Source organism: Mycoplasmopsis edwardii (assembly GCF_900476105.1).
In the GTDB taxonomy this organism is placed as follows: domain Bacteria; phylum Bacillota_I; class Bacilli_A; order Mycoplasmatales; family Metamycoplasmataceae; genus Mycoplasmopsis; species Mycoplasmopsis edwardii.
This window is the reverse complement of sequence record NZ_LS991951.1, coordinates 313,636-332,131: the sequence shown is the minus strand read 5'-3', so window position 1 is coordinate 332,131 and position 18,496 is coordinate 313,636. Positions and strand designations below refer to the sequence as shown.

General features: G+C 27.6%; 9 protein-coding genes. 7 read left to right on the top strand and 2 right to left on the bottom strand.

The features are described 5' to 3' along the window. The first annotated feature begins 4 nt into the window (after nucleotides 1-4). From D2846_RS01555 to D2846_RS03645, 4 genes are all read left to right on the top strand, one after another. Nucleotides 5-4,963 (top strand): MGA_1079 family surface serine endopeptidase, encoded by a 4,959-nt coding sequence (locus tag D2846_RS01555; RefSeq protein ID WP_117275182.1) that lies wholly within the window; start codon nucleotides 5-7, stop codon nucleotides 4,961-4,963. Between the two features lie 142 nt (nucleotides 4,964-5,105). Next, on the top strand, nucleotides 5,106-6,911 hold the full coding sequence (locus D2846_RS01550) for an McrB family protein (protein ID WP_117275180.1): 1,806 nt from the start codon (nucleotides 5,106-5,108) through the stop codon (nucleotides 6,909-6,911). Beyond that, complete coding sequence (locus tag D2846_RS03650; RefSeq protein WP_170128417.1) at nucleotides 6,898-7,704, top strand: 5-methylcytosine restriction system specificity protein McrC; 807 nt, start codon at nucleotides 6,898-6,900, stop codon at nucleotides 7,702-7,704. Before D2846_RS01550 ends, D2846_RS03650 begins: the two co-directional genes overlap by 14 nt. Continuing rightward, nucleotides 7,686-8,207 carry a 5-methylcytosine restriction system specificity protein McrC gene (locus D2846_RS03645; protein WP_117275176.1) on the top strand — a complete coding sequence of 174 codons (522 nt, stop codon included), beginning with the start codon at nucleotides 7,686-7,688 and terminating at the stop codon, nucleotides 8,205-8,207. Before D2846_RS03650 ends, D2846_RS03645 begins: the two co-directional genes overlap by 19 nt. A 40-nt stretch (nucleotides 8,208-8,247) precedes the next feature. Here D2846_RS03645 and leuS read toward each other — a convergent pair whose 3' ends face one another. Continuing rightward, nucleotides 8,248-10,629, bottom strand: coding sequence for a leucine--tRNA ligase (leuS, locus tag D2846_RS01535; protein ID WP_117275174.1), 2,382 nt, complete (start codon nucleotides 10,627-10,629; stop codon nucleotides 8,248-8,250). A 134-nt stretch (nucleotides 10,630-10,763) separates the two neighbouring features. Here leuS and obgE point away from each other — a divergent pair, with 134 nt between their 5' ends. The 3 genes from obgE (at nucleotide 10,764) to D2846_RS01520 (ending at nucleotide 15,720) form a co-directional block, all read left to right on the top strand. Next, nucleotides 10,764-12,029 (top strand): GTPase ObgE, encoded by a 1,266-nt coding sequence (gene obgE / locus D2846_RS01530; protein WP_117275172.1) that lies wholly within the window; start codon nucleotides 10,764-10,766, stop codon nucleotides 12,027-12,029. A 123-nt stretch (nucleotides 12,030-12,152) separates the two neighbouring features. After that, on the top strand, nucleotides 12,153-14,486 hold the full coding sequence (locus D2846_RS01525) for a putative immunoglobulin-blocking virulence protein (RefSeq protein ID WP_117275170.1): 2,334 nt from the start codon (nucleotides 12,153-12,155) through the stop codon (nucleotides 14,484-14,486). Nucleotides 14,487-14,568: 82 nt separating this feature from the next. Continuing rightward, nucleotides 14,569-15,720 carry an IS3 family transposase gene (locus D2846_RS01520; protein WP_117275167.1) on the top strand — a complete coding sequence of 384 codons (1,152 nt, stop codon included), beginning with the start codon at nucleotides 14,569-14,571 and terminating at the stop codon, nucleotides 15,718-15,720. Nucleotides 15,721-15,833: 113 nt separating this feature from the next. Here D2846_RS01520 and mip read toward each other — a convergent pair whose 3' ends face one another. Further along, on the bottom strand, nucleotides 15,834-18,284 hold the full coding sequence (mip, locus tag D2846_RS01515; protein ID WP_117275165.1) for an Ig-specific serine endopeptidase MIP: 2,451 nt from the start codon (nucleotides 18,282-18,284) through the stop codon (nucleotides 15,834-15,836). Nucleotides 18,285-18,496 lie beyond the last annotated feature (212 nt).

Below are 18,496 nucleotides of genomic sequence, written 5' to 3'. Positions count from 1 at the left end.
TAAAATGAGTAAAAAATTAAAAAGAAGTTTATTTGCAATCTCGGCTTTATCAACATTAGGTTTAATAACCTCTTGCTCATGTTCAAAACCTGAAGAAAAAGTGGTTGAAGATAAAAAGAAAACAAGTAAGGAATATCAAGAAATTGAAAAATTCTTTGATCACAATGAACCAATCTTCAACAACATTAAAGAGACAGTTTTATCAGAATATTTTGATAATGAATTTGATTCAAAAGTTTTCAACCAAAGCTTGATGGAATTTTTAAATAATTACAAAAAAATCTATGAACTTGAAACCAAAAAGATAAGTATCAAAAATATCGAGACACCGTTTAATAAAGAAGAAATTTCAAATAAATTAAAAGAATATGACAAAATTGTAAACTCAAATAATTTAGACTTTAATAGCATTAATGCAAGTTTAGTAAGCGGTATTCAAAAGACATATAATGAATTGTTAAAAGCAAATGAATTTTTAAAAAATATCGAATCATCATTTATTGATTTTGTACAAAACATTAATAATCTAGGTATTAGTTCTGTTTTATTTAAAGAATATATATCAAATAATTTTTCAAACATCAATAATCAAAAAGAAAAAACAACACAAGACATCATTGCTATTGATAATAAGCTTAAAAGTATCGCAGGAATTTTAGCGGAATTTAATAACAGCGAAGTTTTTGTAACTGAAATAAGTAAATTCAACGACTTAAAAGAAGAATTAAAAACAACTTCTGACTTACAATCATTATTAAACAAATTATCAGCATTAACTACTGCAATTTCGGACAAAATTGAAGCTAACAATCTAGTTTCTACTTCTGTAAAAGCTCAAAAAAGTGCATTAAAAAATTCAATTAACTCTAATGACAACTTAAGCGAAGAAGAAAAACAAACATTATTAAATAAACTAAATGAAGCAAAAACAAATTACCAATTAAATGAAATTGAAAAAGAATTAAGAAATGCTTCAAATAATATTAAAAACAAAGTCATGGCTTTAAAAGATGATAGTAAGTACAATCCAATTTTTGGCGAAAATCTAAATAACTTTAAAAGCTATTTATTTACATTGAGTTCTAAAACTGAACTAGATCAATACAAATCTGAATTAGATGTATTAGAAGAAAAATATAATGCATTAAATGAAAAGTATTCACAATTAAAAGCTAAGGTTAATTCAAATCAAGTTAAAGCACAAACGCAATTTGAATTTTATAAAACTAAAATTGAATATGATAAATTATTCAAAAATGGCGCACTAGAAACAATTGACTTATCAAACCTTACTCAAAAAACTAACGAATTAAATGCTTTATTAACTAAATTAAGTGAATTAGAATCTAATGATCAAAACATTCAAGCAAACAATGATACGTTACAATCATTATTTGATGCTGAAGCAACAAAAAACCTTACATATAACCTTAAAAACAACTTACAACACTTCGAGTTAGATAATTACTTATATTCTGCTTCTATTAACAAATCAAATAGCAAAATGTATTTAAACGATGGTGATACAGATCTTATCGATTATGAAGTTAAAGATATTAAATTAAAGGATAGTGATAAAAATATCTTAAACTTAACAATCGAAGCAACCCTAAAAACAAACCCACAAATTAAGAAAACTCTAACAAAAGAAATTAATGGATTCAAAGCTGAAAATAATTTAAATACTGTGATTGATTCATTAACAATTGCAAACTTAGATGAAATATTTGAAGTTAATTACGATGAATTAAATGTTTTAACTACTGATGAAGTAAATCAGTTAAATACAGACCAAATAAATGCTATTTTAAATTCAAAATTAAATGGTATAGGTAAGTTTTTTGGCTACAAAATTAAAGATTCACTTAAGGTTGAAGGCGAAAAAGTTAAGGCCACAATTCAAATTACATTTGGTGATCAAATAGTTAAAGAATTAGAAGTTTCTACTGCTCAAAATATCACTTTTAGAAGTGCTTCAAAACCTAAACAAGAAGCAGTCGACGAAAGAGATTTAAATAAAATTCTAAGCATCATTAACGGGGGACCAGAACTATTTTTATCACAATTAAAATTTAAAGAAGGCGCTACTAAAAACCATAGCTACTATTTAGCGGGTAACGCTATAGAAGCATTCAACAATGAATATGTATTACCAAGATTTGGTAAATATGAAATTTACATCAGAGGAATTCATCATCACTCAAATAAAGATGGGTATGCATGATTAACATTATGATATAAAGAAAATGGAAAAATCGCTCCTTTACCAGGCCCAAATTATTTATACAAAAAACATAAATTAGTATTCCATTTTAGAAAACAAAATTTTGAAGATATAGCGCCATTAAATTCAAAATTTTATACAGCTCAAGATTTTGAAAAAATCGACAATGCTGTAGTTCCAGAAGCAGACATCACTATGTTTAATTCAATCACTGAAGCAAACATTAATCATAGACTTGCAAATGGAAAAACATATGATGCTGAAAAAGCCATTAAATATAGATCATTAAACTTAGATGATTTCTTTGAACAAGAAGCATTTAATAAATTCCCATACTTTTTCAGTCTAGAAGCAGCAAAAAACAGACAAGGTGAAAACCTTGATAATAGTGAATTTCTTCCATTTAATGCAGGTTTATACACAAAAAATATCGAAATCGTAAATGATGCGCAAGTTATAAAGAAAATCATAGATAACTACTATGTATATGGATTTGATTTTCAAAGAGTAGGCAAAAGAGGATTAAGTTTTAAACTAGGATTTATTAATAAGAATAATAATAAAATAAGATACAAACTTGATAAAACATTTACTTTAATTAACATCATTAATGATTATGAGCAAAATCTTTATCCAGAAATAATTTTAAACAACATTAATTTAAGTGATTTATCAATCAATAAATCATTATTGGCTTCTAAATCAGCAAAAGAGTTTTCAAATGATCTTGATGCCTTAAATCAAGCGATAACAATCAATTCTGATGATGGATATTTAAAACACAATAACTTTAAATTAAGTAAAAGTGATTTTAAAATTGTTGAAGTTAAAAGAATTAATAATGATTCAGCATATATAAGATTTGGAACATTTAAATATGTACATGATTTAAAAAACAATGAAGTAGTTCATACAAAAGTTGAAATTAAATCAAGAACATGATTTAAGATTTCAGGTTTTGCTCCTGCTAGTTCTGAAGATAACTCTCCAAACCAAGACCTTAACTTTGAAGGCTCAAACTTAGAAACAATAGTTCAAGATTCAAACAACATTTATAGAAAAAGGGTTCTAGAGCCATATTGAAGTGATTTAACATGAAAAATTAATTATGAACAAAACATTGCAACATGAATGTTAAATAAAAAATACCTTGAAAAAACTTTATTAAGTAACTCTAAAAATAGAAAAGTTAACTTACACATTTATGGATATAGATTTGTAAATGACTTTAGAAAAAACGATCGTATTAATGCAAATACAGATGGAATGAACTTTCAGATTGATTTTGATAAATTATTAAATGAAGGCACATTAGTTCAAGATTATTTAATTCCTGCGACAGTAGTTAAAAATCAAAATGTTCCTGCAATTAAAGTTAGAGCAATCTTTACATGAGATGAAAACAAAGGTATCCAAGTTTCATTAGTTTTAGTAAGTAAAACTCAAAAAATTGTTTTAGCTCAACCTGATAGTGTTAAATTCAAAGAAGCAAATGCTGTATTTGAAGAAGATAAATCATTTGTAATGCTTCCAGGAGGGGTAAAAGTAAGTGTTGAATACACAAATAATATCGAGCAAGAAAACTTTGGTCTTAAAACAAATAGATTTGATTACAACGATGTTGATTACAACCAATTAAATCAACCGATTTTATTCTCAAATAACATTGATGATTTAATGAATAAAGAAGTATATAACCCAAACCAAAACGTAAGCTTTAAACTTAACGATGGATTTAAGATGAATCTTGATCACATTAGATTTAAACAACACAGAACTAACAATTACATTAATAGTGTTTGAAATAGAACAATGAGATATACTCAAGGTACAGCAACCATGATCGGGAAAGTTAGTTCAGACCCTAAAGACGGAAGATTCTACATTCTTACAAACCATCATGTTCAAGGTCAAGATGACAGAATTAATAATTGAGAAGACTATAGTGGTGTAAACTTTTTAAAAGAATATGTAAATACACCAGATAGAAATTTAAAATTATATTTAACTGTACCTTTCGAACATGTTAGAAACAACATAATTTCAGGACCAACAACTGATATTAATGGTTGAGGTGTAAGTTATGTTAGTGATAATGTTAAAGACCCTGGTTTCAAGGTTTCTACAAGAGTTATTTGAACAGCTAGAAAACAACTTGATAAATACACAGGAACTAAAACAATTGATGCAGACTTAACTGTTGTTATTTGAGATGTTAATCCTATTATCAAGGCTCTTAGAGAGCGTGGAATGATGCATGTTGCAAAACATTTATTAAATTGATTTAATTTACCAGAATTGGAATTTAATTGAAAAGCATCACAATATTCATACATCCCTGGACCACATATTAAAGATATAGTTCATATTGGTTATCCTTTAGGAGATCAAACAGGTTATATTAACCATAGAGCTAAATCAAATGAAAAAACTACAATAATTTCAGTTCAAAATGATTATTTATTTGTTCGTATAACAGGTGGGAACTCAGGTTCTGGGTTCTTTATCGGACCAGATCAATATGCTTCTACACTATATGGTGGACACTTAGGAAGTGAACTATACGGTAGAAACTATGATACTGAAGAATACAATTACTTTGGTATCAACTGAGATAATGAAGATCCTTTAACACTTAAAAATAATAGATCACTTGGTTCAATGATGATTAGAGCTAATGCACATGATCCAAATGCATTTGCACTTCCTTGATTCATGAAAGAAACTAAAAACAAATAAAATATTGATAACAATCGTTATTAAACGGTTGTTATTTTTTTAAAAATAACAAATATGAAAAAGTATCCACATTATAGTACAAGAAAACTGTATTTTTTAACTTTCTTATTTTTTTATTATAGAATAATAAAAAAGGAGATTTATGAAATCAAAATTTTTATTAAATAAAAAAGATAAAGATATGGCTAAAATTTTTATGTCAGAGTTATGTTCGAAAATATTAACATACAAAAATAACCGTTCTGATTTAATTTCTAAATCAATGAAAATTGGATTAATTAAAAAAAGCCAATTTGATGATATTGATCCATTTACTTGACTTTCTCACTTGTTTGGAAGAATTTATGAAACTAATGATTTTGACCAAATGCTTAAAAAAGTTAGAGATGAATTCATGATTCAAAAAAATTCACTTTCTAATTTGAATAAAATAATACCTATAAGAGAGTGAAATCGAAGAGGTAAAAAATTCTTTTCAGCAGGAAAAAATGAAAAAACTAAATGAATCAATGATTTATGAGACACATTCGAAATTGCTATTAATTTAAGTTATTCAAATGACGACCAAATTTTAATTGAGTCTTTAAAAAATCAACTAGATAAAATACATAAAATAAAAGTTCAAAAAGTTAAAATAACAGTTGGATTGTCATGAATAAATGACGAAATATTCTTAGCAATCGATGATTGAGCATTAGAATTATTAAACAAAAAAATTGGTTTAAACCATGAAATATACAAGAGAATCAAAAAATATGCAGATGGTCTAAATGGTGAAAGCAAAAATATTGATTTTGGTGAATACTTTGAAATTTGTAAATTTGTTAAAGAAAAAATCGAAAAACAAGAACTTCCGTTCACAAGTTTATTCGAGATTTCAAAAGGTATTAAAGTTGAAGACCCTAGAGCAAAAAGAAGGCAAAATCAACAAAAACAAGAATCTTCAGCAAATCAAAAGGAAAATAAACAAAAACAACAAAACCAAAATGCAAATAATACCAAAAAAGAAGCTAAACAAATTCAACACTTAAATACAATTTATTATGGTGTGCCTGGTACAGGCAAAACTTATGCAGCAAATTTAAAGGCTAAAGAAATAGCTAAAAAAGATGAAAATATTTGAAAAATAACATTTAACCAAGCATATGGATATGAAAATTTTATTGAAGGTTTAACAGTTAAAACAAATGGTGGAGAAACAAAATATGAAATAGAACCTGGTATTTTTAAGCAAATAAATGATCTAGCAATCCAGGACCCAAATAACAATTATGTTTTAATTATCGATGAAATAAATAGAGGTAATATTTCAAAAATATTTGGGGAACTTATCACTCTTGTTGAAGAGTCAAAAAGAGGTAAAGATAATAAAATTAAGTTAACTCATTCTGGCGAAGAAATGTATATCCCAAATAACTTATATATTATCGGTACAATGAACACAGCAGATAAATCTATTACTTCAATGGATACTGCAATGAGGAGACGTTTTAAATTTATTGAAAAGCATCCTGATTATGAAATACTTAAAAATTCAAAGATTAAAAACATTGATTTAAGTAAATTATTAGAAATTATTAATAAAAGAATTGAAGCATTTAGTGAAAAAGATCAAATTATTGGTCATTCATACTTTATCGAATTAATTAATTCTGATGAAAGCGAAGATGTAAAATTCCAAAAATTAGTTTCTGTTTTTGAAAACAATATTATTCCACTTTTAGAAGAGATTTTTTATGGTGATTATGAAAAAATAATGACAATACTTTCTAATAGTGATAAAAACCAAAACAAGGACAATAACTTTATTACTAAAACTAAAATTAATAAAGACTCTCTTGCAATGTATGATGATAATGTTGATATCGTGAATGAATATAGCTACAGTATCAATATAAATGCATTACAAAATCCAGGAAACTACCAAAAAATTTATGATAAAAAATAAAACAATCAAACTTATTGAACATCAAAAAGTAACCAAAAATTTCTTTATTCAAAATTTAGGTAATGATGGTGATAAATTATTTGAAAGCTTTAAGGACTTTGTTAAAAATATTGAAAGTGATGATAATTATAAACACTTTCCTGATTTAAAAAACTTTATGAGGATCGAATACAATAAAACTGGTGGTGAAAATGTTAGAATCTTTAATTATGTAGGTATGGTTCAACTTCAAAATGGTTTAAGAATTGAAATCTTACCAAAATTATATGGGTATAATGATATTGATGATAATAAGGCTAAATTAATATTCGAAAAAATGCTTAATCAAGTAATTGATTCTAAATCTATTTCTTTAAGTAAATCTAGTCAAAAGACTGAAAAAATGAGTATTTACGAAACATTCATCAGCAAATATTTAGATGGAATTAAAGATATAATTAAAAAAGGTATTAAGCGTAACTATATTGAAATAAAATCCAATGAGACATTCTTAAAAGGCAAGTTACTGCTTAAAGAACATATTATTAATAACTATGCTTTAGCAAAACGTTTTTTTGTTAGCTATGATGAGTATGATTTAAATAACCCTAAAAACATGATCATAAAAGCCACTTTATTAAAGCTAAAAAATATTACTACAAGCATTGTTAACAAAAATGATATAAACACTTTGCTCAAGATATTTAAAGATGTTAAAGTGTCCAAAAACTTCGAAAAAGATTATAAGAAAATTATCTTTACAAGATTAAATTTATATTACAAAGAAACTATTGAATGATCAATGATTTTTTAAAGAATCAAAGCTTTGTTAATTTTAGTGGTAAAAATAATACAAAAGCTCTATTCTTTAAAATGGATGACTTGTTTGAAAACTATATTGGTAATTTATTCAAAAAAATGGCCTTTAAAACAAATAAATTTAAAGTTAGTTTACAAGACAAGAGTAAAAAATTATTCAAAAATAGTTATACTCTTAAACCAGATATTGTAATTACTGACACCGAAAGTAAAACAGTCTTTGTTTTAGATACAAAGTGAAAAAATGTTTCTAAAAGAAATGAAATACATAAAGACGATATTTATCAAATGTATTTATATTTAATTAAGTATAATGCTGAAAAAGTTGTCTTGCTTTTCCCATGTTCAAATGCAAACGAATTTCCTTTAAAATATATGCATCCTGAAGTAGATGAAAAAGTCATTTTAGAAGCACACTTCATTGATTTATCAAAAGATAACGAAATTGATGAAATCAAAAAAATTCTAAATTCACTAAATAGCAATTTTGTTGAATAAAAAATAATTCCGTGTAAGTGGAATTATTTTTTATTCATTATTAAACATTAAAGATAATTATTTTGTCTTTAATGTATTGTTTACGCTTAATTTCATTTCCATCAATAAACTTTTGAACATTTGGTTGAGCTAATGCTAATGCAAAGATTTCATCTTCGCTTAAGTCACCCTCTTTTTCAATAACTGCACGCACCTTACCATTAACTTGCACAACAAGTTTAATCACTGTATTTTGTATTAATTTTTCATCAACTACAGGTCAGCTTTGATCTTTAATTTGTTTTTCTTTTAGCGCTTCCAATAACTCTTCTGCAAGATGTGGAGCTAGTGTAGAAAGCATAATTGCAAAGTCAATTAAAGGTTTAGTTGATGATAATTTTTCAACTTTGTATAACCCGTTAATAAAGACCATTAATTTACTAATTGCAATATTAAATTTAAGTGTTTCAATAGCGTTTGTAAAATCTTTAATTGTGCTTTGTCATAATGAGTTAAATTCTGAATCTTTAAAGTTAGGATCAATTAAACTAGAATCGTTTGTAAATTTAGAAATAATAACTTCAACTCTATCTAATCATTTTCTAATTCCACGAATTGAATCAACACTTCATTCTTTAGTATCAGTTAAAGGTCCCATAAACATTTCATAAACTCTTAATGTATCAGCACCATATTCTTCAACAATTTCATCAGGGTTAATTACATTTCCACGGCTCTTAGACATTTTTTGACCATCAGGCCCTAAAATCATACCTTGGTTAACTACTTTGATAAACGGCTCTGAAACAGGTAATACATTAATATCGTATAAAAATTTATGTCAGAATCTTGAGTAAATTAAGTGTCCAACAGCATGTTCTTGACCTCCTATGTATAAGTCAACAGGAAGTCATTTTTGGAATCTTTGATATGCTTCTTTACTATCTAAATCTAAATAAGTTCCATCAGCATTTTTAATGATGTAAGCTAAGAAATATCAAGAACTACCTGCTCATTGTGGCATAGTGTTAGTTTCTCTTTTATATCTTTTACCATCTTTTTCAAAGTATAATCATTCTTTATTATTAGCTAGTGGTGATTCACCAGTTGATGAAGGTTTGATGTTTTCCATGTAAGGCAATTCAACAATGTTTTCTTCAATATAAATATTGTCTTGTTCATCAAAGTAAACCGGGAATGGCTCCCCTCAGTATCTTTGTCTTGAAAAAATTCAGTCTCTAATTTTGTATGATATTTCGCTTTTTGCAAGGTCTTTATCGGCTAAAACTTCATAAATAGCTTTTTTAGCTTTAGAGGGCTCTAAACCATCGAAATCACCAGAATTAATTAGTTGGTTATCTTTAATGATTTCTAAAATTGGTAAATTGTATCTTATGGCAAAGTCTTTATCACGTTCATCTTCAGCAGGAACAGCCATGATAGCACCTGTTCCATATGTATTTAAAACATAATTTGAAGTTCAAACTGGTAAAACTTTTTTAGTAATTGGGTGAATTACATTTACACCTGTATATGTACCAATTTTTTCTTTATTATTCGAAATACGGTCACGATCACTTAAGGTTTTTGAGTATTCTAAAAACTCTACAAGATTTTGATCACTTTTAATATTTGATAATAATTCATGCTCTGGAGCAAGAACTAAGAAACTTACACCAAATAATGTATCAATTCTTGTTGAAAATACTTCAATAAAGTTATCAGAATTTTCGATTTGGAATTTAACTACATGACCTTCAGATTTACCAATTCAATTTTCTTGTAATGTTTTTAATGATTCAGAAAACTCAACATCTTTAAGTCCTTCTAATAATTTTTCAGCATAAGCAGTTATTTTAAGAACTCATTGTTTCATTGGTTTTCTAACAACAGGGAAATTACCTCTTTCACTAACTCTATTTCCATTTTCATCAGTGATAACTTCTTCATTAGCTAATACAGTCCCTAAACCTTCACATCAATTAACATCAATTTCTTTTATTTCTGCTAATCCATGTTCATAAAGTTTTTTAAAAATTCATTGAGTTCATTTGTAAAACTTTGGATCAGTTGTATCTACTTCTTTGTCTCAATCAAAAGACATACCTAAACTTTTTAATTGTTTTTTAAATGTTTTTATGTTTGCTTGAGTAAATGGAGCGGGATGGTTACCTGTTTTTAAAGCATATTGCTCAGCAGGTAGGCCAAATGCATCTCATCCAATTGGGTGTAAAACATCAAATCCATTTAAACGTTTAAATCTAGAAACAATATCTGTTGCTGTATATCCTTCAGGGTGCCCAACATGTAATCCTGATGCAGAAGGGTACGGAAACATATCTAAAGCATAGAATTTTTTATCTTTGTTATCTGTAGTTTTAAATGCGTGAGTTTCTTCTCAAATTTTTTGTCATTTTTGTTCAACTTTTTTGTGATTATACATAGTTATTTAATTATATATTAATTTTTTAATATCTTAAACATTGTTATCTTTAATTGCACTTAGATAAGTGTTTTTAACTTTAAAAGATAAGAAAATATGGTAATATTATGAATATACTTTATTAAGGAGGAATTATGGCAAGATTTATTGATGAAATCACTATTTCAGTTCAAGCTGGTAAGGGTGGAAATGGAATGATTTCTTTTAGACGTGAAGCACACGTTGATAAAGGTGGGCCAGACGGTGGAGATGGTGGTCGTGGAGGACACATCTACTTTGTTGGTGACTTAGGAAAAAATACTTTATTAAGCTTTTACAAAAATAAACACATTGTAGCTAAAGACGGGGTTAATGGTGGTCCTAAAAACTTATATGGTGCAAACGCCGAAGATACTTACATTAAAGTTCCAATTGGTACACTTGTTTACAATGGTAAAAAATTAGTTGCCGATATTATCGAGCCAGATGTTCCTTACTTAATTGCAAGCGGTGGTAAAGGTGGTCGTGGTAATAATAAATTCAAAACAACCAAAAATACAGCGCCTAAAATTGCAGAAAATGGTATGCCTGGCGAAAAATATGAGGCAAAAATTGTTCTTAAAATCCTTTCAGATGTTGGGGTTGTTGGAAAACCATCAGCTGGAAAATCAACATTCTTAAATGCAGTTTCTAATGCAAATGCTAAAGTTGCAGATTATGAATTCACAACATTAGTTCCACAACTTGGTATGGTGCAGTTCCATGAAAATTCATTTACTGTAGCTGATTTACCTGGTTTAATAAAAGGTGCATCATTAGGAAAAGGGTTAGGAATTCAATTCTTAAAACACATTGAACGTTGTAGAATAATTGCTCATATTGTTGATTTTGGTTCAGAAGATAAAGATCCAATTGAAGATTTTAAAGTCATTAATAATGAGTTGAAAAGTTACAATTTAAAACTTGAAAGCAAACCGCAATTAGTTATTGCTAACAAATCAGATATGGATGTTTTCAAAGATAACATTAAGAAATTTAAAAAAGAATTTCCCGATGTTGAAGTTGTTGAAATTTCAGCAATCTTTAGAGAAAATCTTGATTTAGTTAAAGCAAAATTATGAAATTTAATTGAAAAAAATCAATACGCAACAGTAGAAAATGATGAAGAAGAAGTTAAAGTTATTGAATTTGAACCTGATTATGTAGTTTCATCACCATATAAAGGTCACTTTGAAGTTACAGGTAAAAAAGTTGAAGAACTTTATCACAAAATCCCTATTAATACATATGATAATTTAGTTCGTTTTAATAATATCTTAAAGAAAATTGGGGTATGAGAAGAATTAATTAGACAAGATATCCAAAGAGGTGATACTGTTTCTATCTATGGATTCGAATTCGAGTGAGAAGATGAACAATAACAAAGTCGCACATTTGTGTGATTTTTTTATATATTAATCTAAATTAATATATACGCAACTTTTTTTGACAAAAAAGGTATAATATAGGTATACATATTAAGTCTTATTGATCGGAGGTCTAATATGATGCCTAAAAAAGCTAAATTGATTTTGTTAATTTCGGGTGTTGGTTTAACATCAACAGCTGCTTTATCAACAATTGTTTATACAACAACACCAGAGCAAAAGAAATTTAAATTCGTAATTGATAATAATGCAAAACCAAACATTCAAAATGAGGATGTTGATTTAAGTAAGTCAAAAGTAAGCGCCTTTGACTACAACTTACCTAAAAAAGAGAAAAAGATCGTTCAGCCAGATCCTAAACCAATTGTGGAACCACCAAAAGTTTTAGTTGATCCAATAATTAAAAATCCTGAGAAACCTAAACCTCAACCAATACCTGAACCTGAACCTATTCCAGAACCAAAGCCACAACCTGTACCTGAACCTCAACCGGTTCCTATTATTCCTCCTAAAGACGAACCTAAAAAACCTTTAAAAATTAAAAAGAAAATTAAACATGGTGATATTGAGTTTGAAGCTGATTTAGAAGTTATTCCAGATAGAGAATATGATGTTTCAGATATTGATAAAGGAATCACAAACCGTATTCCGTATATTGCTGAAGTAACTCCTGACGTAACAAATGTTTCAAACGGAGCAAGTGCTGCTAATATTAAGAAAACCTTAGGTAGAGCAACTACAAAAGCTAAAGAAATTGGTGCACACTTTAACAATGACTATGGTTATGGTGCAGCATTAAGCAATGATAATAAAACTATTGAAGAAAAACAAGCTTACATTAATGCGGACGGAAATGCTCCGGATCACTTTGGTAACTTATGAGCTAGATATCATGAATTATTAAGTTCAAAAGATAACATTAAACAATATCTTAATGCAAAGGGCCTTGAGAATCTTGACAAATGATGAGATATGGAAGAAACAATTTCATGACCAAGAAGAATGGGAACTGAAACAAGGCCTCTTGGTAAAATGCTTCTTTTAATGAATATTGACCCAGATAAAATTACTAAATTAAGTAAACAAGTTTTAGATGCTCTTGCAAAAGGTGAAACAATACCTACTTATGGTGGTGATGTTTACGTTAACTCACAAGGTGAATGAATGTCTAGAACTTTTGAACCAGCTGTAAATAAAGTTACTGGTGAAATGACTAGAAACAATAAAGAAAAACGTGTATTTGGAAACAATAATTACTACTGACGTAGTGGTGATGATATCTTAAAAGGTAAATTCCATAACTGAAATGATAGAGATGTTACTTCAGAATATGCAAGTAGAGGATTCGATGTTACTGGCGGCGGAATCACCATTAAAGAATACACACGTAAAGAAGAAATTGAAGGTGTTAATAGAACAAAAGGTGTTGTTGTTACGATTGATGTTCTTCAAAAAAATGCATATGATAAAGCAGAAAAATTAATTAAAGACCTTAAAGAGAGAAATGTAGATATTACTGGATATAGAATTACTAATATCGGTAAAAGAGGTAGCGATCAAAATATGGCAAAAATATTTGCCGCATTACCAAACAAACTACCATTATTAGAATTATTCTTTGAGTCAAAAAATACTTCGGCACTTAAGTACATTAAAAATAAAGAAATTGATGAATTATCAATGATTTCAAATAACAAAGTTAATACTTTAGCAGATGACTGAGCAATTAACCCATGAGCATTAAATAAAGTTGCTTGAGTAAATATGGCTGACTATAACGTATCATCTTCATATAATCCAAATGATACAATTTACTCACGTATAACATTTGATAATCTTGCTTTTGATCCAGAAGACTACACAAGAGAAGGTGATTGAACAACAATTAACAACGGTCTTAGAATGGCTTATTGAGTAAGAAATAATGAACGTATTTTCCAAGGTGGTTTTGGTCCTGGATTAACACCAGATAGAAATTCAAACGGAAACTCATACCCTATGGGACTTGATTTTTCTAGAATTCCAACAATTAAAACATTAAGAGGTCTTGTATTTTATGATATTAAAAACCCATCAAATACAAGAAAATTAAATAAAATTAAACTTTTCAATGACTCAGATACTTGAGAAGTAACTACAGCTGATTTAAATGAAGCTCAATTCGATGATGTAATTGTTAAAAACAATAATTACCCAAGATCAAAAATTATATTCAGCAACAGAGACAGAACTAACAAAATTAAAATTAAGCCGACAAATAATGTACAAACACTTAACTATAATGGTTTAAGACATTTAGGTACACTTATGGCTTATTCAGATGGAAACTTTTCTAAGAGTTCAACTGAAATCATTGTAACAGACGGAGCAGTGGAACTATACAACACACTTAAAAACAGTGGATTTAACGTTAGATACAATAACCCTGAAGATGAATTTGAAATCTATTAAAAAATATGGTGCTTATTAGACTGGGAAAAATCATCCGGACACTTTCGGGTGATTTTTTCACAAATTTAAAAGGAGAATATTTATGAGACATTTAAAAAAAGAAGAATGAATAAAAATCTTTAACGCATATGATGACTTCAAAAGTCGCAAGATTAGTAAATTTGAGTTCGAACAAATCTCTTTTTCAATTAGACAAAATTATTGAAATAACAAATCATTAGAATGAATGTTGAGAAAAAGAAAAATGTATAATTTGAACATGAATATTCAATCTAAAACTGGTAAATCAAGTAAAAAAGGCAAAGGTGTAGGTAGAAAGAAAAGGAAAGTTCTTGACTATACGTGAATTGATACCTTAAAAGATGATGAAAAAGATGCGGTTATAAAATACTACTATAGAATTTTTAATGAAAATAACATTGATGTTGATATTAAAAATATTAAAGAAATTGAAAAGCTTTCATCAAGTAATAAATCAAAGATTCTATTAATATCCAGATCAACATATTATGAAAAGTTAAAAGTTAAAAAAATTGAAAAACAAGAATATATTAAACACGAAGAAGTCATTCGTCAAAGTTTTGCTGATAACAAAATGAGATATGGTAGAAGAAGATTATCCAAATATTTATTTTTAACTTATAACATTAAAGTGAACCCAAGAACCCTTGGTAACTATATGAAAAGATTAAATTTATTCACTTTTGTACGTAGAAAAAAGAGACAAAAAGAACATAAAAATACTAATGTTAAGTTTGCGGATTTGGTTCAAAGAGATTATAATTCAAAAAATAACATAATTTACGCAACCGATGTAACTTATATACCAGCTCCAAAAGACATTAATCAAAATCATATTTATTTATCAGCTATAATTGATCATAAAACAAAATTTGTAACATATGAAATATCATTAAATAATGATACTGAATTAGTTTTAAATAATATTAAAAATACAAAATTTAAAAATAATTTTATTTTACATTCAGATCATGGTTCTGCATATTCATCAATAGACTATATCAATAAAATCAAATCTTTAAATGGAAAGATATCAATGTCAAGAATTGGAAATAGTTTAGATAATCGTGAAATTGAGTATTTTTTCTCGATACTTAAAAGCGAAATTTTTCCTGACTTTTCTATGAAGTGTCGTCAAATGAATTTTGATGAATTATCATACAAAATTAGCGAATTTGTAAATTGATATAATTATAAAAGAATAAAATTGTAAAAACAAAATCCTATTCAGATTCAATTTTTGGTTAAATCCAAGAATTGAATCTGAATAGAATTAAAGTGTCCGAAAAAATTTTCCCTGTTTATATCACCATATTTTTTAATAAATTATTTATTGAATTTAAATTTATTTGGAACATTAGATTCTGCAAATCCATCTTTAAATAATCATGTTCTGCCTTTATTTCTTCTAAGCATTTCGTGACGATATGAATTCTTTTGATCTTTTCCTGTTCCATAAATAACATCATATTGTGGTAAGTTGTATCCACCATATAGACCTTGATAATCAAATCCACTTGATCTTAAAGCAGCAGCAATACCTGTTGAAGCAAATTCGTTTGCAGTATGGAAAATAGCAACAACTTTATTATCTTTAGTTCTTACAGATGAACCTGAAGCACCTCCACCAGGAATATATCTTCTTGGTAAGTAGCCAAGGTTCATTGATACATATTCTTTACCATCATCATTAGACACATAAGGAGCTTTACCTGTAACTGGGAATGTTAAGAATTGATCTGTTATACCAGGTTTGTTTGTAAATGTTCTATAACCAATATTGTATGATAATCCATATCCTTCTTCTGCAAGTTTTCTGTTTTTATCATCAGATGGAGCAGGTAATCCATATCAGTGGTATGAAGCGTTTGTTCATAATGAGAATGTTCATTTTCCACTTTTAATTAAATCAGCATCTTCATATTCTTTTAAGTAGTAATCTCTAAAAGTATTTGTTTGTGTTTTAGGGAATCCTAGAATATATAAACTATCTAATGAACTTGTATCCACATTAGCACGAAGTGGATGATTAATTTTTTCATAGTTAGTTAAATAATCATAATCAGCAAATTGTGCTTTCTTTTCAGGAGCAAGGTTTGCATAATCATTTGTTAATTCTTTAACTTGTTCTTCAGTGAACTCTGTTTTTGAGAAATCAACTTCGAAAATTGCAATATCAATATATTCTTTTTTATTAAATTGTTTATCTGCCATGAAGTTAACTGGATCAGCGGTTAAGTAATCTCTACCATCGAAAATTCTTGTAAGTGATTCTGTATGTTGAGTATTAAATGCTTTAAATTTATCATCTTTACCAACAGTTCCTAATGTACTAAAAATTGATGGGGTGTCTTTACCAAGTCTTGCTAAACTAAAACCAGTTAAGTTTTCATTGTCAATACCATCTAAAACATGTAAGTTAGTTGCAAAATATCATTTCATTGGATATTTACCATTACTTGTTAATTCGTAGTCCATAATTCACGCAGTACCAGAGGCTCCACTTTCTGATTTTCCATAACGTTCTAATTCATAAAAGTCTGTAGTATCTTTTATTTTTTTAATTAATCTTGCTCTAGTTTTTTCAGTTAAATTAATATTTGCAGTTCTATCAATTATTTTTTGTTGTTGTTGTCTAATATATCTTGTGTAAAACACTGCAGCTTTTTCTTCGTCACCACCATTTTCTTCAACTAGTGCTTTTCAAGCTTGATCTAAAATTTGTTTAACAACAGGAGGATTAGTTTTAGTTTTATTGTACTTATCTAATAATTCATTTTTCTTAGACTCAGTATTAATCATATTAATTAATATAGAAACATCTTCATCGTTTTTTAGTGCTTCTGTGACTTGATTTCTAATTGATTCATCTTTGGAAATATGGTAATTAGAAATATTGAAATTGAAAGTTTGCATTGCAATATTTGCATATGTTTCGTTTGTGATCGTTCTAGCTAAACCTCTATTTTTTGGAGCATCTTTATTGTAATTGTCAACTCATGAAGGAGCTTTTCCAGTCTCTGATAGCTTCATGTCTAAACCAACCATGTTACCACTTGCATCATATTTTGGAATTGTCATACCCATTAAGTTTGACATATCATAATTTGGTAAATGTAATTTTTCAGCTTTTGCATTAAATTCATTTATTTTAGCTTCAGTAGCACCTAAATCACGACGTGTTGAGTTATTAACTAAGCCTTCATAATAGTTTTTAGCATCGACTTTATAACGATCTTCTTGAGTATCATTAACGTATTTTCTTACATCAATTTTGTTTTCATCACTATTAGAATTAAATCTTTCTGATAAGTCCTCTTTAAAACCGTCAATATCATAAGAAATTAATTTTTCAACATCTGTATCATATGAAAAAATTAAAGTTACTTTATTTTCACTTTTGCTTGGAATTGCATTTAGTAATGATAAATTAAGGTTTGTTTCACCTTTATAAGTTACTGAAATTTCACCAGATGCAGCTTTTGAAGCAAAATCATTTTTTGTATAGGTGGTTTTATAGTTATCTTCAAAAATTCTTTCACCTTCAACTTTAAATAATTCATTAAATTGTTTACTTGCTACATATCTCTTTGCTTCTTCGTATGAAAGAGAGCTTTTTGCAATCGGTTGAGGGGTTTCAATTGGTTGAGTTCCTGTTTCAGGTTCATTTTTTTCAGGTTGCTTTGGAGCTTCTTTATTTGGGGAACAAGCAATTAAGCTTGCAAATGATGTTATCGACATAGCAGATAACATACTAAACATTAGTTTTTTTCTCATGTTTACACCTTTCAAAATAAGTGTTAATTAAGTTAACATACCTATATTTATATTATACTAGATTAAAAATTACTATATAGTAATCTTATTTGTTAAAAATGATGAAATTAATTATTCAAAATGTCTATTGAATTGACTTTAATATTTCTTTAAAATAAATAAAAATATACTTATTTTCTACTTTTTGATTATTGTTTTATAATTATCATATA